This window comes from Planococcus halotolerans (assembly GCF_003289955.1).
GTDB classification, from domain to species: Bacteria; Bacillota; Bacilli; order Bacillales_A; family Planococcaceae; genus Planococcus; species Planococcus halotolerans.
In genome coordinates this window covers 37,471-56,155 of record NZ_QLZR01000004.1, presented here as the reverse complement: position 1 = coordinate 56,155, position 18,685 = coordinate 37,471, and the positions used below count along the sequence as shown (strand labels likewise).

Sequence of the window (18,685 nt, the reverse complement as noted above, 5' to 3'; positions counted from 1 at the left end):
GAGTGGATCTCGTCACTTCGCTTGGTCGCCTGGGAGTCTTCGCTGTTTTGCTCCATATCTATGATGCTCTTTCATATTAAGCTACTGATTTAGCGTAGGCGCGTCAATGGACTGAGCGAAGCAATAAGACGAATGGTTTTCTCGGCTTATTGCGGGAGCTTTGTCCTAAGCGCCGAAGCGATATAAATAGAATACTTATTCTAAAATCAATTCTGCTTCAGCAATAACTGCAAAGCCTTCTTCATATAAGCTTCCGTGTTCAGATCCATATCCTTGAGCTTCGGTTTGACTTTATTGATTTCGCGTTCGGAATAGCCGAGTGCACCAAGAGCCAGCATCGCTTCCTCAAGTTCATTGTCTTCACCGGACAACAGGCCGCCCGTTTCTTTATTGTCATCAAACGGATCGCCGAAGAATTCTGCGAGTTTGCCTTTCAGATCCAAGATCATCTGGCGTGCCGTCTTCTTGCCGACGCCCGGGAATTTGACGAGATACGACTCATCTTCCCGTTCGATCGCTTCGATGACATGCTGCGGCTGGCCGCTTGCTAAGATGGCCAATGCGCCTTTTGGACCGATGCCCGAAACTGAGATCAGCTTGCGGAAAAGTTCGCGCTGCTCGAGAGTCGGAAAACCGAATAATAATTGGGCGTCTTCGCGGACGTGGTGATGCAAAAATACCTGCAGCTCATCCGAACCGAACGAATACGGATTCGGAGCAAAAATCTGCCAGCCGATCCCCTGCTGCTCTATCACTAAATATTCAGGCGTCACTCGCGTAACCCGCCCTTTTATGTAATCGTACATATGCTTTCTCCCCTTCAATTCAACTCTATGATTATAGCATATCCGGCGCCTTTAGACGAAATAAACCCGCTGGCAATTGCGCCGTGTTAAAATGGAAATATGACGAAATAAAGCGAGGGATCCCTTATGAAGAAAATTCCCGGAGAACAGCGCCGGCAAATGCTGCTGGACAAAATGAAAGCAACGGCTGATCCATTAAAAGGCGGCGAGCTTGCATCACTTATGGGTGTATCGCGCCAGGTTATTGTCGGTGACATGACTTTATTGAAAGCGAAAGGCGAACCGATCATCGCCACCAGCCAAGGCTATCTGTACATGCGTGAAACTGCAGATGACGACCTTTACCGCGTACTGGCTTGCTTCCACAAGCCGGAAGATACACAGGACGAATTATACGTTCTCGTCGATGCCGGTGTAACCGTCAAAGACGTATCGATTGAACATCCTGTCTACGGTGAACTGACAGCCGGCATCCATGTATCATCTAGACGCGAAGTCGACATGTTCATGCAGCGCGTCCGCGAAACCGGCGCCAGCTATCTGCTGGAATTGACCGACGGCTTGCATCTGCATACCATCACCGCACCGAATGTCGCCATACTCGAGCAGGCAATGAATGATATGAGAGCAGCTGGGTATTTACTGGAGGAAAGTGAGTAAAATTAGGTGTTTTACCCATGAATCTGTTAAAGATTCATGGGTTCTTCTTTTTCGGGGAGGATTTGTTGCTTGAAGAGTAAAGTAATCCCGACTTTTAGAATGATTTTAGCTTTTATGATCGGCTACCGATGATTTGTGATCGGCTACCACCTGTTTATGATCGGCAAGCAATATTTTCTATATCCTAGTATCCCAAGCGGAAGTTTTCGCGTAGCGAAAACTCCAATCTTTTAAGGGAGCCTTCGCATCCGCGAAGGCTTTTCATTCCAAAGCTCTTAGAACAGAAAAAAGCTCCGCTGCCAATCCGGCAGCGGAGCTTTCGTTATGTCTAGACTCCAGCGGCCCAGCTCTTCGGGTCATAAGCCGGTCCAATTACGTGGCAAAAACCGCCACTTCATTGTTCCGTCTTATGCCTTTCAGAGCTTAACGGGCGCTGTCGCTTTTCTGATTCATTCATACGTGTAATACGAGCCCAGCGTTTTCACTGTGCAGCCTAGAGCCGCAAGTTCCATGAAAGCTCCCTGCATCATCGGCGACATTTCGTCATCCATCACGTCGGCGATGAAGAAGTAATTTCCGAGACCCGTCTTCAGCGGCCGCGACTCGATTTTACTCAAGTTGAGCTGGCGCCAGGCGAATACGGAAAGCACTTGGTGAAGGACACCCGAACGGTCGTCTTTCGGCGGGGAAATCATCAACGTCGTTTTCACTTCCTCATTATGAGCAGGATTCTCCAGTTGATGGTTCGTTTTCGACAGCACGAAAAAACGTGTGTGATTGAAATGGAAATCATGGATTTCCCGGTGGACAATGTGCAGGCCGTATTTTTCGGCCGAGAATTCATTGCCAATCGCTGCAATATTTCGCTCCGGCAGTTCGCTGACCATTTTGGCCGCAGCCGAAGTCGAGCTGTATTGCTCAAGCGGCGTGTTTTTGTAAGTGTAATAAAGGAATTTATGGCATTGCGCCAAAGCATGCGGATGCGAATAAATCGCTTCGAATGCATCCGATTCCGCGTTATCCGGGTGAACCATCAAATGCTGCTCGATCGGCGACAGCACTTCCGCCGTCACGTAAAGCTGCACTTCATGGAACAAATAATCGATCGTCAGCGGCACCGAGCCTTCAAGTGCATTCTCGAGCGGCACCACTGCATAATCGACTTTATCTTCCGCTACTGCTTCAATGCATTCCGGGATTGTCGTATAGGCAATCAATTCACTGTCCGGAAATGCCTTCAATGCCGCTAAATGGGTGAACGAAGCGTCCGGTCCCAAAAAAGAAATTCGTTTTTTCGTCTGCTGCTCAGCCATCAAACCACTCCCAAATTAAAATGATCCGCTTGATACCACATCTGCCGACTCGACGAAATCGAGTTTTTTCAGCTGCTGCAAAAAGACATCAAGCTCCTGCTCCATCGCCGTCACATCCAGCGAAAGCGTGACATTGGCACGCCCCTGGATGGGAATCGTCTGATGGATCGTCAATATATTGCATCCAGCTTGGGCAACTGCTTCGAGCAATGTGGCAAGCGTCCCCGTCCGGTCCTCCAATTGTAGGAAAACCGTCAGGATCCGTTCTTTGACAATGGAATGGAAAGGAAAAACAGCGTCCCGGTATTTATAGAAAGCAGATCGGGACAAGCCGGTCTTTTCCACAGCATCGAGTATGGAAATGTTACCGCGCTGCAGCATCTTTTTGACTTCCAGCGTTTTTTGCATCGCCTCGGTCAAAACATCTTCGCGCACCAAAAAATACCGCTGTTCTGAAATATCCTTCATCCATGTCCCCTCCAGATTTACTCAGTAAATTCGAATTCAAACTCAAGCAAACGAACTGTGTCGCCGTCTTCAGCACCTTTTTCGCGCAACGCATCATCAATTCCCATGCCGCGCATCTGGCGGGCAAATCGGCGAATTGAATCTTCACGCGAGAAGTCGGTCATCTTGAACAGACGCTCGATGGCATAGCCGCTGATTACATAAGCACCGTCCGGATCGCGTGAAATTGAGAACCCATCGCTGTCCGATTCGTGACGGTAAAGTACTGCACTTTCTGATTCGTCAGTTTCATCATCGATCATCGGGAATTCCGATGTTACTTCAAGAAGATCCGCGATGGCGAATAATAGATTGTTCAAGCCTTGGCGGCTAAGTGCAGATATTGGGAAAACCCGTGCATCTTCCGGCAATTTCTTGCGGAACGCTTCAAGGTTTTCTTCCGAATCCGGCATATCCATTTTATTCGCAACGATTAATTGCGGACGCTCCGTCAAACGCATGTTGTACTGTTTTAATTCTTCATTGATTGTTACATAATCTTCGTAAGGATCGCGGCCTTCCAGACCGGACATATCGATGACATGGACGATGACGCGTGTCCGTTCGATATGGCGCAGGAATTGATGGCCAAGGCCGATTCCTTCGTGAGCGCCTTCGATCAGTCCAGGTAAATCAGCCATAACGAAGCTGCGCTGGTCTTCCGTTTCAACCATTCCGAGGTTAGGCACGATTGTCGTGAAATGATATTCGGCAATTTTCGGTTTGGCAGCGGAAACGACTGACAATAAAGTCGATTTCCCGACACTTGGGAATCCGACAAGCCCTGCATCTGCAAGAACTTTCAATTCCAGAATGACGTTGCGCTCAAATCCTGGTTCACCTTTTTCAGATAGTTCTGGTGCCGGATTGGCAGGTGTCGCAAAGCGCGAGTTCCCGCGTCCTCCGCGTCCTCCTTTTGCAATAACCGCTGTTTGGCCGTGTTCAACCAGGTCAGCAATCGTTTCGCCGGTATCAGCATCTTTTACAACTGTGCCCGGTGGAACTTCGATAACCAAATCTTCAGCTTTAGCACCGTGTTTATTGGCACTCATGCCATGTGTTCCGCGGTCAGCCTTGAATATCCGTTTATAGCGGAAATCCATCAGCGTGCGCAAACCTTCCTGTACGATAAAGACTACGTTCGCGCCTTTACCACCGTCACCGCCGGCTGGTCCGCCGTTCGGTACATATTTCTCGCGGCGGAATGCTACCATGCCATCCCCGCCGTCGCCACCTCTAACATAAACTTTTACGTGATCGACAAACATATTATCCCTCCATCTTTGCGCTGACAATTATTTTTAAGCTGTCTGCTGCAATCTCTTTCCGTGCCAATAAACCCGGAACCTCCGGCAACTGGGTGTCCGGCAGGTTTCCGTTCAAATCCAATCCGATTTCAAAATCGGATTGCTGTTCTTTCAATACTGTTCGGCAGCTGATGTCCGATGCAGTATCCGCCTGCTCCTTCAGGCTGGAGAAAAACTGTTCCAGCCAGTCGGCAAATGCTGCATCTTTTGTGGTGATCCCCGCTTGCGCAAGGCATTCCAAATGGAAACGAAACTCCGGAAAACGCCATTCTGCCGTCAGCAGCCAATGTTCGGCCGCCGGCATCTTAAGCGCTGACAGCCTGTTCAGCTGCACAGCCGCTTCGGCACGCGATCGAATTATCGATTTCACGTCCTGCCCACGTCCAAGATCAAGTTTCATCTGAATCAATTGAAGCTCATTCAAGAAATCGTGGCGCGCATGCCGAAGCGCTTGTGCCACCGTAATCGAGTCATCCATTACACTCACGTCCTAAACTTTCTTCTTTTTTCAGTATACCAATTTTATTCGTGAAATTCCTAAAAAAGAAAAAGGACTGCGAAAGCAGCCCTTTTCGTTTTTATTAAGCTTCTTGTGCAACTACTGGGTATACGCTCACTTTTTTCTTGTCGCGGCCGTAACGCTCAAAGCGCACAACGCCGTCGATTTTAGCGAAAAGTGTGTCGTCTCCGCCACGTCCAACGTTTTCTCCTGGATAAATTTTAGTACCGCGTTGACGGTATAAAATTGAACCACCAGTAACTTCTTGGCCGTCTGCACGTTTAGCGCCAAGGCGTTTAGATTCTGAGTCACGTCCGTTTCTCGTTGAACCTACACCTTTTTTGGATGCGAAAAACTGAAGATCTAATCTTAACATTCTGTCCCACCTCCTAAGCTGTGAAGGTTATTTTAATATATTCTTCATAGTCTTGTTCAATCGTTTTTAATGAAACAATCATGCTGCGAACAAGCAATTGCACTTGCCCATCCGTTTTCTCGTCAAGGTCATCCGGGAAACCGACTTTCAAATAGCCGCTTTCAGTCTGCTCAATATACGGCTCGATTCCGGTAAGTTCCATAATGGCGTTCACTGCTCCAAATGAAACAGCTGATGCGCCGGCACATACCAGGTCTTGCCCATGTTCAGCAAAGTCCGCATGGCCTGACATCTCGAAAGACGAAATGCGACCTGACGTCTCTTTAATTTTAACTTTGATCATTCTTACAGGTTGATCGCGTCAACAGTCAATTTTGTGTATGGTTGACGGTGACCTTGCTTTTTACGGTAGTTCTTTTTAGCTTTGTATTTGAAGACAGTGATTTTTTTCTGTTTGCCGTGTTTTTCAACTTTAGCTGTAACAGTAGCTCCTTCAACAAAAGGAACACCCACTTTAGTGTCATCTCCACCTACAAATAGAACCTTGTCAAATGTGATCGTGTCACCAGCTTCTCCGTTCAATTTCTCAACGTAGATCTCCTGACCCGCTTCAACTTTGATCTGTTTACCACCAGTTTCAATAATTGCGTACATATCCTTGCACCTCCTCTTAGACTAAGACTCGCCTATCCAGGTGATCCACATTGCTGCGAATGCTTGCTGACCCGGTTCGAGCGGTTGTAGCACAGGTGCGCTACAAACATAACATTAAAATAGTATCACGCCGGAGTAGGCCGCGTCAATAGATATTGTCGGATTGAGTGGGTATTGGTTAACGATTTTAATGATTTAAATAAAAATGGATTTGATTTAGGAAGAAATGAATAAGATTTGAACAGAAATGAGCTGGTTGAGAACTGAACAGGTCGGAATTGGTGGTGAAGTTGTTGAAAAGTTAGCTTCCGGCTGGAAATATTATGCATATTCATTTCTGAGATGCGGGTTGAATGCTCTGGGGTGCGGAAATAGCTGTCTGAGGTGCGGAAATCTTCATTTGAGGTGCGGTTATTCCCTTTTGAGGTGCGGTCACGAATAAATCTCCTTAAAATGGTCAATTAATAGGCTCCTGTTTTCAATAATATAGCGTGTCCCTCTTTTGTTACTTTTAATGGTGCAATTTCCCAACAGGCGATACAGAACATACTTATCTTTTATCCCAAGCCATTTATATGCGAATTCTGTCGTCAATTCACTCCCAAACAATATTGTATATTCCTGCAGCGCAAACTCATGAGCGTTCGAAGATATAGATCCACAATAACTGCAGCGCCACTTACGATCCCGCCACTCACACATTACCCTACGACACCCCAAACACCGAACCCCCACCTCCAAACAATCCCTCGTCAGCTTATGCTTCAACAAAAGATCAGGACCGTTGAATTGCCCGCGGCTACGCCGCACTAAACCCTCAAGACCTTCAACGTCGAACGATAAAAGAGGGTCCACCATCTTCTCGATATGAAACGGCAGATAGTCGAGCGCGATGACCGGATAGAGTTTCGGCGGTACGGCGACTCTTCCCGAGCGGCTAGACATAACGATGGTGCCATGAACTTTAAATCCGAAAAACTTCTCGGTCGCTTTGACTGCGCGGTGCAGCTGCGACTCCGGATTGCGCATGCCTTCTTTTCGCCCATCGACTATTCGATAAAATTGAAAATTATCTTTATCAAAATAGAACTCGCCCACCATATTCTTCACCTCGAGCGCACATATAAAATTCGGGTGCAGCAACAGAACATCCACTTGAGCAAAGCCATCCATATAAGGTAGCCACACGCCGCGAAAAATCTTCGCCTTCTCCGCGAGATCCAATTCCCGCTCCAGCAATTCCGCTGTCCGCTTCTCTCCCGCCGCTCCCGCCAACGACCTCTTCACTTCACCGAACACTTTGTCTTTTGCCGCATGCCTCACCGGCAATCTATCAAATAAAACCATCCCCTTCAGCATTTGCACGTCCAACCTGCACCCCTTTTCGTTATTCGAGCTTTAGTATTTATTCAATAAAATATTTTGTAAATTCGCTTCGGTTCTATAAGAGCATTAGATAAACTCTATGTTGCCAATTTGACTCTTTCCAAAAATCCACAAAAAACCCCCGCAATCTTCTGCGGGGGTCTCAAGTAGAATTCTTATCATTTTGTCTTCGAAAGTCTCAAGTAGAATTTTAACGCTTTGAACTTCGAAAATCTCAAGTAAAATTTTTATCACTTTTATCTTCAAAAGTCTCAAATAGAATTTATTTAGCAAAAATCGCTTTAATCTTCGAAAACACACCAGTGTTCTGTTTATCCATCGTCATCAGCGGCACGGATTCGCCGAGAAGGCGGCGCGCGATGTTGCGGTAGCCCATGGCAGCCGGATTGGCCGGATTCATGACGACGGGTTCGCCGCGGTTCGAGCTGGAGATGACGCTTTCGTCATCGGCTACGATGCCGAGGAGGTCGATGGACAGGTGGGTCGTGATTTCGTTGATATCAAGGGCTTCGCCGGCTTTCATAAGATGCTGGCGGATGCGGTTGATGATGAGTTTTGGCGGCTCGATGTTTTCTTCGAGCTCGAGCAGGCCGATGATGCGGTCGGCGTCGCGCACGGCTGAAATTTCAGGCGTGGTGACGACGATGGCGCGGTCAGCACCGGCTACGGCATTTTTATAGCCCTGCTCGATGCCCGCAGGACAGTCGATGATGACGAAATCGTAATCTTTCTTGAGTTCCGTCACAAGTGCCTTCATCTGCTCAGGATTGATGGCGTTCTTATCAACCGTCTGGGCGGCTGGCAATAAATAAAGCATATCTTCAAAGCGCTTGTCTTTTACGAGAGCCTGGTGCACTTTGCAGCGGCCTTCTAGAACATCGACAAGGTCATAGATGATGCGGTTTTCGAGACCAAGAATAACATCAAGATTGCGCAGACCGATATCGGTATCGATCAGGCAAACCTTTTTCCCCTGAAGAGCCAATGCAGTGCCGAGATTGGCGGTTGTCGTCGTTTTACCGACGCCTCCCTTACCTGATGTTATAACGATTGCTTCTCCCACACTAGCTTCCTCCTTTAAACGTTGAAATTTGCGGCCGGATATACCGCAATTCCTGCAGACGATCGATGACGATGTTCTGGCCGTTGCTATGTATATACGCACATTCCATTTCCGGCTGTTCAGACAGCACCGACAATTCGTCGGTCATCGTTTCAATCAGATCGTCGATCATTAGATGGGTCGCTTCCAGCCAGGATGCAGCAATGACAGCCTCGCGGTTGCCATACGCACCGGCATGGGCGATTCCTTTCAGACGGCCCAGCACGTAGATATTGCCGCCGGCCACTACCCGGCCGTTCGGGTTGATGTCGCCGACTACGACGAGATCCCCTTCAGCTTTCACTACCTGCCCGGAACGGACAATGCCGACATACGTCTCGGACTGGCGTTCCTGGATCCGTTTATTGCTTTCTTCGACGGAAATCACTTCGCTCCGCATCTTTGATACCCGCAGATGCGAATTGTTCTGGATGGTTGCGACAATTTCCTTGTATTGGGCTTCGGTACAATAACGATAGCCCAGATGGAGCTGCACTTCGGCGCTGCCATCAAGCGCAGGGTCCGAAACCTTGGCTTTCAGTTCGTTTAGCATGTCCGTGTAGGCACACTGGTCGTCGAGCTGCAGCACAAGGCCTTCTTTCGTTCCTCTTATATAGACAAGATTCTTCAAAAATGCGTCACCTGCGCTTTCAATCAATAATATTAAAGTTTATTTTTTAATTTAAGAAAGCTTCTGAAATGGCGTTTTCCTGTCCAGACTCCAGCGTCCAACTCCTCGGATCATAAGCCATCTCAGCTCTGCGGCAAAGTACGCCGCTCCGCTGATCCGTCTTATGTCTTTCGGAGCTGAACGGGCGCTTCCGCTTTTCTGGTGTCCAGACTCCAGCGCCCAACTCCTCGGATCATAAGCCATCTCAGCTCTGCGGCAAGGTGCGCCGCTCCGCTGATCCGTCTTATGTCTTTCGGAGCTGAACGGGCGCTTCCGCTTTTCTGTAAATCAAGCTTTACTATTTTCCCGTTCAATCAAGCGGGCGACGATCACTGATTTAAAAGCCCAGCCAAGCATGACCAGGAATAATGAATTTGCAATCATTGTCGGCAGCAATCGGGAGGTCAGGAAAATATTCACTGGCATTGAAGTCATGGAAATAAATGAAAAGAATAAATACAGCATAAATTCGAAAAGTGCTGTCAGGACCAGTGTCAGGAAGGTTGCAACGACTAAATTCCGGTGCACCGACTTGACGATGTAACCGGCGATAAGACACATCATCGGATACAAGAATGAATATAGTCCAATAATATCAATGAAAAAGACATCGTACAAGAGGCCGAAAAATAATCCATAGAACATTGCATGTTTGGCATCATAATAGACCGTTACGAAGATCAGGAACATCAATAAAAAACGAGGCACAATATAATAATAATCCCCGTCAAGCTGCAACGGGGAAAATAATCCAAAGACGGGTTCAAGGAAAAACAGGACGAGGGCGATGAGCGGGAGGATATAGCGGATCATGATCCTTCTTCCTCTGCTGCAGCGCCATTGTCTTCGCCATCTGTTTCAGGCATTTCACGATCAGCGATCATGACATGGTTCAACAAAGTGAAATCGGCTGCCGGTTTGACGTAAGCCAGTTTCGTCAGACCGAATTCATCGATTGTGATTTCCGTAATTTCGCCGATGACCAGGCCTTTCGGGAAAATGCCGCCAAGACCGCTTGAGACGACCTGCTGGCCAACTTCAAGTTCAATTTCAGCGTCGATTCGTTTCAGCAATAATTCACGGCGTTCAGCGTCGTAGCCTTCGATCAAACCGAAGACGCCCTCTTCCCCACCGATCACCATAGCAGAAACCCGGTAATTAGGATTTTGCGTCGAAATCAGTTCAACAGTTGAAGTTAAGTCGGTCACAAGACTCACTTTGCCGATCAGGCCTTGTGCTGTCATAACCGCCATGTTTAATTTGACCCCGTCCGTTTCGCCTTTATTCAAAATAACTTTTTCTTCCCATTGATCCGGGTTCCGTGCAATGACGGTTGACTGGATCGGGTTATAATCCCGCAGGTCGGCTTCTTTGCCGACGATTTCCTTCAATTGACCGTTCTCCGAACGCAGGTCGGTTACTTCCGCCTGCACTGCCGCAAATTCTTCCAGACGGCCTTTCAAATGCTGATTTTCCTTATATGTATTCAAGAGTGAATCAACGTTGTCGAAAATGCCTGTTACAAAATGCGCCGGGCCGGAAAATAAGGATTGTCCCGCACCCACAGTGTCTTTAATGATTTGTTCCGGAAAGGATACATTGTCGCGATCCCGCAAGGAATAGGAAATTAATGCTACGAGAAGGATAACCCCGAGCATTAACAGAATTAGCCGCTTGTTCGAAAAGAACCTAGACATGGCAGCAATCCTCCTTATTTAGTTGATTGCATGCGACGGATTTGATCAATATTGTCAAGTGCTTTCCCTGTGCCGATTGCCACGCAATCCAGCGGGTTCTCTGCAATAAGTACCGGCATTTGAGTTTCATCCGAAATGACTTTGTCGAGATTTTTAAGGAGAGCGCCGCCTCCGGTAAGAACGATTCCGCGTTCCATGACATCAGCCGATAATTCCGGCGGAGTCGTTTCAAGCGTTTTCTTAACGCCTTCTATAATAGAAAGAACGGATTCCTTCAAAGCTTCAGCGATTTCTTCCGAAGAAATCTCAATCGTTTTCGGCAAACCTGTCAACAGGTCACGTCCACGGATATCCATCTTGACTGCTTTTTCTTCAGGTGTTGTAACCCGTGCAGCGCCGATTTCCATCTTGATGTTTTCAGCTGTACGTTCACCGATTGTCAGGTTATACGTTTTACGGATATATTGCGTGATTGCCTGGTCCATCGCATCCCCGGCAACACGGATGGATTCGCTCGTTACGATGCCGCCAAGTGAAATGACTGCAACTTCGGTAGTTCCTCCACCAATATCGACGACCATTGAGCCCATTGGTTCCCAAACCGGCAAACTTGCACCGATTGCGGCTGCAAACGGCTCTTCAATCGTGAATGCTTCACGAGCGCCAGCCTGGCGGGATGCATCGATGATTGCGCGCTGTTCAACAGAAGTGATTCCAAAAGGAACACAAATCATGACGTTCGGCTTTTTCATCGACCCTCCAACTTTTTTCATCGCTTCCTTCATATAATATTGAATCATAGCAGTTGTTGTATCGTAATCAGCGATAACGCCATCGCGCATCGGGCGGATTGCCACGATGGAGCCAGGTGTACGGCCGATCATATTGCGCGCGTCGTTTCCGACAGCGACGATTTCGCCAGTTTGCGTATTTTTTGCGACAACGGATGGTTCTCTGAGAACAATCCCTTTATTTTTAATAAATACTAAAGTGTTAGCAGTTCCTAAGTCGATTCCTACATCTTTTGATCCCATTCCAAACACGTGAATTCTTCCCTTCTTTATATGCCAATAAGCCATAGAGTTTACACAATACTACTTATTATAGCTGAAAAGTAAAGAAAGTAACAGTGCTACATATATCCCTTTTCATTTAAAGATATGAATTGATGGTCCCCGATAATGATATGGTCCAAAAGCTCAATGCCCACGATGCTCCCGGCTTCCATCAGCCGCTTCGTGACCGCGATGTCCTCAGGCGACGGGGCGGGATTGCCGGATGGATGATTATGGGCGCAGACGATCGAGGCAGCAGAACGGCGCACCGCTTCCCTGAAAATTTCACGCGGATGGACGATGCTGGCGTTCAAACTTCCGACAAATATTGTCTGTCTATGCAAAACCTGGTTTTTTATATTTAGAAATAACACAACGAAATGTTCCTGTTTGAGTGAAGTCATATCCGCCATCAAATAAGAGGCGGCATCTTTTGGAGAACGGATGGTGAATTTAGCATCCGTCTGTTTGGAGGAAAGGCGGCGGCCAAGTTCGACAGCAGCGAGTAATTGCACAGCCTTCGCCTGGCCGATGCCGTTAATCGAAGTAAGTTCTTCAATGCTGGCGTCTTTCAGTTGCTGGATCTGTTCGAAATGATTGAGCACGCGGTTCGACAAATGCAGGACAGACTCCTGCCTTGTGCCGGTGCGCAGCATGATGGCGATTAATTCCTGGTTTGACAGGCTCGTGGCCCCTTGATTGATCAGCCGTTCACGCGGCCGGTCTGCTGTGTTGACGTCACGAATCATCAATGTCTGTTCTTTCAGCATTCGACACGGCTCCCCGACAGGCTGATCCAACCGGCGTCTGAAAGTTTCCTCGCCAAACGGGCAATTGGCAGCCCGACTACCGCATTGTAATCACCATTGATTTTCTCGACAAATAAACCCGACAGCGTCTGGATGCCGTAAGCTCCCGCTTTATCGTAAGGATCGTCCGTATTCGTATAAGCTTCGATCCAGCTATCCGGCAAATCGAAAAATGTCACTTCCGTCGTTTCGTGAAATTGCATCCCGCTGTTTCCTGCTTTCACTGAAACTGCCGTAATCACTTCATGGCTGCGGCCGGAAAGTTTGTGCAGGTACTCTATCGCCTGCTTTTTGTCTTCAGGCTTCAACAGGATTTCACCGTCGCATACGACGACAGTATCGGAACCGATCACCACGGCATCCGGATTCTTTATCGCAACATCCGCCGCTTTCACTTCTGCACAATTCAGGACATAGTTCAGCGCATTCTGGAATTGTTCCGGTTTCGGCTCTTCCTTTTTGCTTGGAATCACACGGAAATCAAATCCGAGCATCTCGAGCAATTCGCTTCTTCGCGGCGACTGCGATGCCAGGATGACTGGTTGTTGGGCTTTGAAATACATAAAAACGCCTCCTTTTTCTTTCCTTAAGAATACCACCTCCCGAACGGACAATTCAAACTGCGAAAAACAGTTTTTGCGGCCTATGGACCATTCAAAAATGAGATTTGCTGCATATGAAAAAATTATCCAGCGGCAATGCTGGTTTCATTTTTGGGATTTCGTAAATTCATGCTGATGCTTCTTCTTTTGAATTAATCACATAATTTCCATTTTGGTTCCATTGTCAAAACAATAAAACATTATTCATTTTTCCCATTATTAATACTTCTTCAAAAGCCTTTATTCCGTGATTATAAACCTATACAATGGTAACGGATTTTAATTTCTGAAATTTCCTATTTCGAAATAATGAATAGGAAGTTTAACTTTTGAAAAGAGGTAGATTAAATGGAAAAAAAGCGAAAAGGGTTCTTCCAGAAGTTTCTGGACGGAATCGAATTTGCAGGCAATAAACTTCCGCATCCTGTAACTTTATTCGCCTTGCTTGCCCTGCTCGTGCTGGTGCTGTCAGCCATCATTTCGAGCTTCGGCATCTCGGTCGAACACCCCGGACAGGAAGGCGAGATGGTCGAAGTTAAAAACTTGTTGAACGCGGAAGGTATCCAGTATATCTTCACCAGCATGGTTGATAACTTCATCGGATTCGCACCGCTCGGCGTCGTTCTGGCAACAATGCTCGGAATCGGAATCGCAGAACGCACAGGGTTAATCAGCGCCATGCTGCGCGGATTCGTATTGTCCGTTCCCCGTTTCCTGATTACGGCAGGACTTGTATTCGCCGGTATCATGTCGAGTGTCGCATCTGACGCAGGCTATGTTGTCCTTCCTCCACTTGGTGCAGTAATATTCGCTGCGCTCGGCCGCCATCCGCTTGCCGGTCTTGCTGCTGCGTTTGCCGGTGTATCCGGTGGATTCAGTGCCAACTTGCTACTGTCGGCAACCGACCCGATGCTTGGTGAACTGACGATTGCCGCTGCGGCGATCATCGACCCGGCGTATGCGGAAGGCATGAACATCGCGATGAACTATTACTTCATCATCGCTTCGGTATTTGTTCTGACGATTGCCGGTGCATTCGTTACTGAAAAAATCGTCGAACCGCGTCTTGGTGAATACAAAGGCGAGTACCGCGAAGAATTGACTGGCCTTAGCGCCGAAGAAAAGAAAGGTATGCTGTGGGCTGCGATTTCATTCCTTATCGCTGCAGCTGCATTTGCCATGCTGATCGTTCCGGAAAATGGCGCACTGCGCGGCGAAGACGGCGGCATCGTCCAATCGCCGTTCATGTCGTCACTGGTTCCGATCATCACCATCCTGTTCTTCATCCCTGGGCTGTTCTACGGAATCGCCACGAAGAACATCAAGAATGATAAAGATGTTGCCAGCCACCTGACTGACACGATGGCCTCAATGGGAATGTTCATCGTCCTGGCGTTCACTGCCGGACAGTTCGTTGCCTACTTCTCCGAATCAAACATGGGGATGGTCATCGGCGTCTACGGTGCAGAATTCCTTGAAGGTGCAAACCTGACCGGCATCCCGCTGATTCTCGGCTTCATCTTCATCACTGGCGTCATCAACCTGTTCATCGGCTCAGCGTCGGCGAAATGGGCGATGATGGCACCGGTATTCATACCGATCATGATGCAGCTCGGCTATTCGCCGGAGCTCACGCAGATGGCTTACCGCATCGCGGATTCAACGACGAACATCATTTCGCCGCTGATGACGTATTTCGCGATCATCATCGCGTTTGCACAGAAATACGATAAGAAGATGGGAATCGGAACATTGATTTCGGTCATGTTCCCGTACTCGATCATCTTTGCGATTGTATGGACCATCATGCTGATCATCTGGATGATGCTTGGTCTCGATCTCGGACCTGGCTCACCGTTGCATTATAATAATTAAGGATAAGAATAAAGCCAACTCAGATTTTTCTGGGTTGGCTTTTTTAGATTTAATAATTGATATTCCGCAAAACAGCTTCGAAGACATTAGCCGACGCAATGCGAGGCTAAGTCTTTGCGACGAAGCAGCGGAGCGATGCAGGAGCACGGTTGTTTAGCCGCACACTTCGCTTGCTCCCTCAGGAGTCTTCGCTGTTTAACTTCATATCTTTATTTGCTATCAATAAACAGAAATCTAAAAACTGCCCAAAAAATTATGGATAATTTTTCATGTCTATCTTCCAACTTGTACGGGTATGTCAGTTACAAGAGCAAAAAAGAGTCATTTAAACAAATTTGTGCTAATTCACTACAAAACTCTGCCCACGAAACGAGGTGCAAAACATGCCAATCCCTGATAACAGGGCTCCCTTAAAAAAATACATTTGGCTTCTGATTATATTAAACGGCCTTGATGGCATCCTGACTTATCTTGGCTTGAGCCAAGGACTCGTTACCGAAGCCAATCCCTTATTAAGTTCATTTGCTCCTTTCACGATTCTTGGCATTAAACTATTTTTGTCTATTTGTCTATTCGGCCTACTGTTCACGACCTTCGCCGGCATACGCAAAACGTTCTGGCGCTACACATTCATTTTCGCAAATGTGCTCTACACCATGATTCTCGTTCTTCATATGTATTGGCTCCCATTTTTATTCATCTAAAAACTCCACTCAAAAACTCCCTGGAAAGTTATTTCCAGGGAGTTTTTTGTCCAGACTTCTGCGTAGCTCTTCGGATCATAAGCCACTCTGGCTATGTGGCTGGAAAGACGCCACTTCGCCAGTTCGTCTTATGCCTTTCAGAGCTGAACAGGCGCATACACTTTTCGTTTTACATCCACAAATTCATATACCAACTCAACAGAGGCTCGCCGTAGAAATAAACAATAACAGCACCCGCTGCTATCGACGGACCAAACGGAATCGGTGTTTTACGCCCTTGCTTAGTAACACGCAGAACAATTATTCCGACAATTGCTCCGATCAACGAAGCGAAGAACAGCGTCATCAATGTTCCGCCAGTGCCGAGCACCAGTCCGATGACGAAGAACAATTTGATGTCGCCGCCACCCATTCCGCCTTTCGATACAACCGAAATTAGCAAAAGGATCAGGAAGCCTGTTGCGGCACCAAGTAAACTGTCCCACCACGGATCGAGTGGTATAAAGAATCGCAAGCCGAGCAATGCGATTCCAAACGGCAGCAAAACTTTGTCCGGAATGAGCATATAAGCGATATCCGATACCGTAATGATAACTAACATCGATACGAATAAAATCGCGACAATCAGTTCAGGCGTAAAGCCGAAATGCCAAAACGATAGTGCGAACAAACCAGCTGCAATAAATTCCATTAATGGATACACCCAATGGATTTTCTCACCGCAGCCGCGGCATTTTCCTTTCAGGAATAAGAAGGAAAATACCGGCACCAAATCAAGTGCCGTCAGCCGTCGGTCACACGATGTGCAATGAGAAGGCGGAAACGCAATCGATTCCTTTTTCGGCACACGCAAGCCCACAACATTGAAAAATGAACCGAACACAAGACCAAAAAGATAGAAGAATGCTGTATAAGTAATTGTCATAGGAACCCTCATCACTTTATAAATTTAGAAAAAAGGAGAAATCATGATGATTTCTCCTTTCAAGGTTTTTCAGGGATTGTTAATGTTGTCCCGGTTTTTACGATATAGTCCGTCATGTTATTAGCTTTTCGGATCAAATCGACTCCACTGCGGTCGCCATAATATTTCTCCGAAATCGAAAACAGCGTATCGCCTTTGACCACTTTATGGGCTTTGGCAGTCTGTGTGCCAGCCACCTGGTCATTCGATTCAGCTGAAGCTTCACCATCGACCATTACATCGACATCAACTTCCACATCAGAGGCTTCATCTTTATCCTCAGCCTTAGCCAAATCGACGCCATCATTTTTCGGCAACGGATCGACTTTATTGGCTGGTGGCGGCGCATCGACTTTCGGCAATGTATCAGCCAACGCGATCAAGTCAGGACGGTAGAATGCCGAGAAGCTTAACGTGACTTCCAGAATATCGTCTTCCGCCTCGACAGTCGTCACTTCACCGTTTGAAGCAAAATCGATTGAATCGATAATCAGAATGCGTTTCATAGATTCAATTTCTTTGATGAATTTTGTAATACCAGCATAGTCATCTGTTTCAAAAGCAACCGTCGTCTGGATTTTCTGTACGTTTTCAATGCCTTCAACAGGCGTCAATAACTCAAGCGGCGACTCTGCAATCTGAAGTGATTTCACTTGTGAACGCGACAACAATTCCGCCTGCTCCAATTGCAGCACGATCAATTCAGATAACGGCTCGACTGAAACGCGTTGCTGCAATTCAGCGGTCGAGACGCGCTCTTCTTCCGGCAATGCTTTTACTTGCTCCTGCAAGGCCATCAGCACTTCGCGTTCAGATTTAAATGTCTGTTCCGCCATTAACCTTGCTTCTTTGGCCGGCGTATAGACCATGAAATAAGCGTAAGCGGATATTGCCAAAAGGAATACAACAGCTAACGCAATTAACCCATTCTCTTTCTGTTTCTTCGTCAAACTACTCATTTGTATCCCCCTCCGTTTCTTCTGGAGTGGTTTCGGTTTCTTCGATAACTTCGACTTCCACATCTACATCCGCTTCAACATTTTCTTCCGCGTCAGCAGCTGGTGTTTCTTCCACCGGCTCCTCGATGATATTGCCCTCTGCGTCAAGCACCGGCAGGCGGTCATCTACGAATACCAATGTATATGTAGCGAGATATCTCGGCGTTTCGATTGGTTCATCTTCATTTTTAGTTTCGCCTTCTTCATCTTCAGTTAACAAGTCACTTTGACTTTCAACTGAGTCCAATGAAGCAAAATCAAGAAGCTCCGATCCTTTTAATTGAGCCAGATAATAGGCCGCATCACGCGTTGCGTCGAATTGGACAGTTAATGTAGCCGTATTCGGCTCAGCGAAACCAATCTGATCAAAGAATCCGCGTGCAGGAAGCAATGCTGCCAACTCTTCCAATAAAGGAATTGTGTCATATTGATAGCTTTCCGCCCAATCGACAGTCGCTTTCAGTTGCTGCTCTTCATTCAAACCTGCAGTAGCTTCAAGCTGCGCGCGAATTTCGGCTTGCTGCGTGGCAAGTTCAGCGCTTTGCGCCGCCAGTACCGCTTGTTCGGTCTTCTCCGATTTTGCCATGAAGAACAGCGCTGCGAAGACGACCAGACCAAGAAGTAAAACAGAAAGCGCCGCAATGAGGAAGGCGGGGCGATCCCGCTCCTTCTGCGGCAATAGATTAATATCAACTAACATA

At 47.3% G+C, this 18,685-nt stretch carries 22 protein-coding genes and 1 other annotated feature; of the genes, 3 read left to right on the top strand and 19 right to left on the bottom strand.

Annotation, left to right across the window (positions count from 1 at the left end; genetic code table 11):
* Positions 1–206 precede the first annotated feature (206 nt).
* On the bottom strand, positions 207–806 hold the full coding sequence (ruvA, locus tag DP120_RS11100; RefSeq protein ID WP_112223751.1) for a Holliday junction branch migration protein RuvA: 600 nt from the start codon (positions 804–806) through the stop codon (positions 207–209).
* Between the two features lie 126 nt (positions 807–932).
* Here ruvA and DP120_RS11095 point away from each other — a divergent pair, with 126 nt between their 5' ends.
* On the top strand, positions 933–1,466 hold the full coding sequence (locus tag DP120_RS11095; protein WP_112223750.1) for a transcription repressor NadR: 534 nt from the start codon (positions 933–935) through the stop codon (positions 1,464–1,466).
* Between the two features lie 449 nt (positions 1,467–1,915).
* On the opposite strand, the gene pheA is transcribed toward DP120_RS11095, so the two are convergent.
* From pheA to DP120_RS11015, 15 genes are all read right to left on the bottom strand, one after another.
* The gene (gene pheA, locus DP120_RS11090) at positions 1,916–2,779 is read right to left on the bottom strand and encodes a prephenate dehydratase (protein WP_112223749.1); all 864 of its coding nucleotides are present in this window, start codon (positions 2,777–2,779) and stop codon (positions 1,916–1,918) included.
* Between the two features lie 15 nt (positions 2,780–2,794).
* Entirely contained in the window at positions 2,795–3,247 is a 453-nt protein-coding gene (locus tag DP120_RS11085; RefSeq protein WP_112223748.1) for an ACT domain-containing protein, read from the bottom strand.
* Positions 3,248–3,264: 17 nt separating this feature from the next.
* A complete protein-coding gene (gene obgE / locus DP120_RS11080) occupies positions 3,265–4,554 on the bottom strand; it encodes a GTPase ObgE (protein ID WP_112223747.1) in 1,290 nt (429 codons plus the stop codon).
* A 1-nt stretch (position 4,555) separates the two neighbouring features.
* Complete coding sequence (locus DP120_RS11075; protein ID WP_112223746.1) at positions 4,556–5,071, bottom strand: Spo0B domain-containing protein; 516 nt, start codon at positions 5,069–5,071, stop codon at positions 4,556–4,558.
* Positions 5,072–5,174: 103 nt separating this feature from the next.
* Entirely contained in the window at positions 5,175–5,468 is a 294-nt protein-coding gene (gene rpmA / locus DP120_RS11070) for a 50S ribosomal protein L27 (RefSeq protein ID WP_084246269.1), read from the bottom strand.
* A 13-nt stretch (positions 5,469–5,481) separates the two neighbouring features.
* The gene (locus DP120_RS11065; RefSeq protein WP_112223745.1) at positions 5,482–5,811 is read right to left on the bottom strand and encodes a ribosomal-processing cysteine protease Prp; all 330 of its coding nucleotides are present in this window, start codon (positions 5,809–5,811) and stop codon (positions 5,482–5,484) included.
* A gap of 2 nt (positions 5,812–5,813) precedes the next feature.
* Positions 5,814–6,122: a 50S ribosomal protein L21 gene (gene rplU / locus DP120_RS11060; protein ID WP_084246273.1), complete on the bottom strand. Its 309-nt coding sequence runs from the start codon at positions 6,120–6,122 to the stop codon at positions 5,814–5,816.
* 14 nt (positions 6,123–6,136) lie between these two features.
* Positions 6,137–6,218, bottom strand: a sequence feature (ribosomal protein L21 leader region).
* Between the two features lie 336 nt (positions 6,219–6,554).
* Entirely contained in the window at positions 6,555–7,487 is a 933-nt protein-coding gene (locus tag DP120_RS11055) for a nuclease-related domain-containing protein (RefSeq protein ID WP_233786243.1), read from the bottom strand.
* Positions 7,488–7,770: 283 nt separating this feature from the next.
* Positions 7,771–8,571: a septum site-determining protein MinD gene (gene minD / locus DP120_RS11045; RefSeq protein ID WP_112223742.1), complete on the bottom strand. Its 801-nt coding sequence runs from the start codon at positions 8,569–8,571 to the stop codon at positions 7,771–7,773.
* A 1-nt stretch (position 8,572) separates the two neighbouring features.
* The gene (gene minC / locus DP120_RS11040) at positions 8,573–9,268 is read right to left on the bottom strand and encodes a septum site-determining protein MinC (RefSeq protein WP_240612010.1); all 696 of its coding nucleotides are present in this window, start codon (positions 9,266–9,268) and stop codon (positions 8,573–8,575) included.
* A gap of 300 nt (positions 9,269–9,568) precedes the next feature.
* Positions 9,569–10,093 carry a rod shape-determining protein MreD gene (gene mreD, locus DP120_RS11035; protein WP_112223741.1) on the bottom strand — a complete coding sequence of 175 codons (525 nt, stop codon included), beginning with the start codon at positions 10,091–10,093 and terminating at the stop codon, positions 9,569–9,571.
* Positions 10,090–10,977: a rod shape-determining protein MreC gene (mreC, locus tag DP120_RS11030; protein WP_112223740.1), complete on the bottom strand. Its 888-nt coding sequence runs from the start codon at positions 10,975–10,977 to the stop codon at positions 10,090–10,092. The genes mreD and mreC overlap by 4 nt, the downstream gene beginning before the upstream one ends.
* 14 nt (positions 10,978–10,991) lie before the next feature.
* Positions 10,992–12,020 (bottom strand): rod shape-determining protein, encoded by a 1,029-nt coding sequence (locus DP120_RS11025; RefSeq protein WP_112223739.1) that lies wholly within the window; start codon positions 12,018–12,020, stop codon positions 10,992–10,994.
* Positions 12,021–12,109: 89 nt separating this feature from the next.
* The gene (radC, locus tag DP120_RS11020) at positions 12,110–12,802 is read right to left on the bottom strand and encodes a RadC family protein (RefSeq protein ID WP_112223738.1); all 693 of its coding nucleotides are present in this window, start codon (positions 12,800–12,802) and stop codon (positions 12,110–12,112) included.
* Complete coding sequence (locus DP120_RS11015) at positions 12,796–13,404, bottom strand: Maf family protein (RefSeq protein WP_112223737.1); 609 nt, start codon at positions 13,402–13,404, stop codon at positions 12,796–12,798. The genes radC and DP120_RS11015 overlap by 7 nt, the downstream gene beginning before the upstream one ends.
* Before the next feature lie 387 nt (positions 13,405–13,791).
* Between DP120_RS11015 and DP120_RS11010 the strand changes: the two genes are divergently transcribed.
* Together DP120_RS11010 and DP120_RS11005 are read left to right on the top strand one after the other, a co-directional pair.
* Entirely contained in the window at positions 13,792–15,318 is a 1,527-nt protein-coding gene (locus DP120_RS11010; RefSeq protein WP_112223736.1) for an AbgT family transporter, read from the top strand.
* Positions 15,319–15,701: 383 nt separating this feature from the next.
* Positions 15,702–16,022: a DUF5658 family protein gene (locus DP120_RS11005; RefSeq protein ID WP_112223735.1), complete on the top strand. Its 321-nt coding sequence runs from the start codon at positions 15,702–15,704 to the stop codon at positions 16,020–16,022.
* A 169-nt stretch (positions 16,023–16,191) separates the two neighbouring features.
* Here the strand turns inward: DP120_RS11005 and DP120_RS11000 are convergent, their stop codons facing one another.
* Genes DP120_RS11000 through DP120_RS10990 form a run of 3 tightly spaced genes read right to left on the bottom strand, consistent with a single transcriptional unit; the run spans position 16,192 to position 18,684 of the window.
* Complete coding sequence (locus tag DP120_RS11000; RefSeq protein ID WP_112223734.1) at positions 16,192–16,947, bottom strand: prepilin peptidase; 756 nt, start codon at positions 16,945–16,947, stop codon at positions 16,192–16,194.
* A gap of 59 nt (positions 16,948–17,006) precedes the next feature.
* Positions 17,007–17,945, bottom strand: coding sequence for a LysM peptidoglycan-binding domain-containing protein (locus DP120_RS10995; RefSeq protein ID WP_135815760.1), 939 nt, complete (start codon positions 17,943–17,945; stop codon positions 17,007–17,009).
* The gene (locus DP120_RS10990; RefSeq protein WP_112223733.1) at positions 17,938–18,684 is read right to left on the bottom strand and encodes a fimbrial assembly protein; all 747 of its coding nucleotides are present in this window, start codon (positions 18,682–18,684) and stop codon (positions 17,938–17,940) included. The genes DP120_RS10995 and DP120_RS10990 overlap by 8 nt, the downstream gene beginning before the upstream one ends.
* Between the last annotated feature and the right edge of the window lies 1 nt (position 18,685).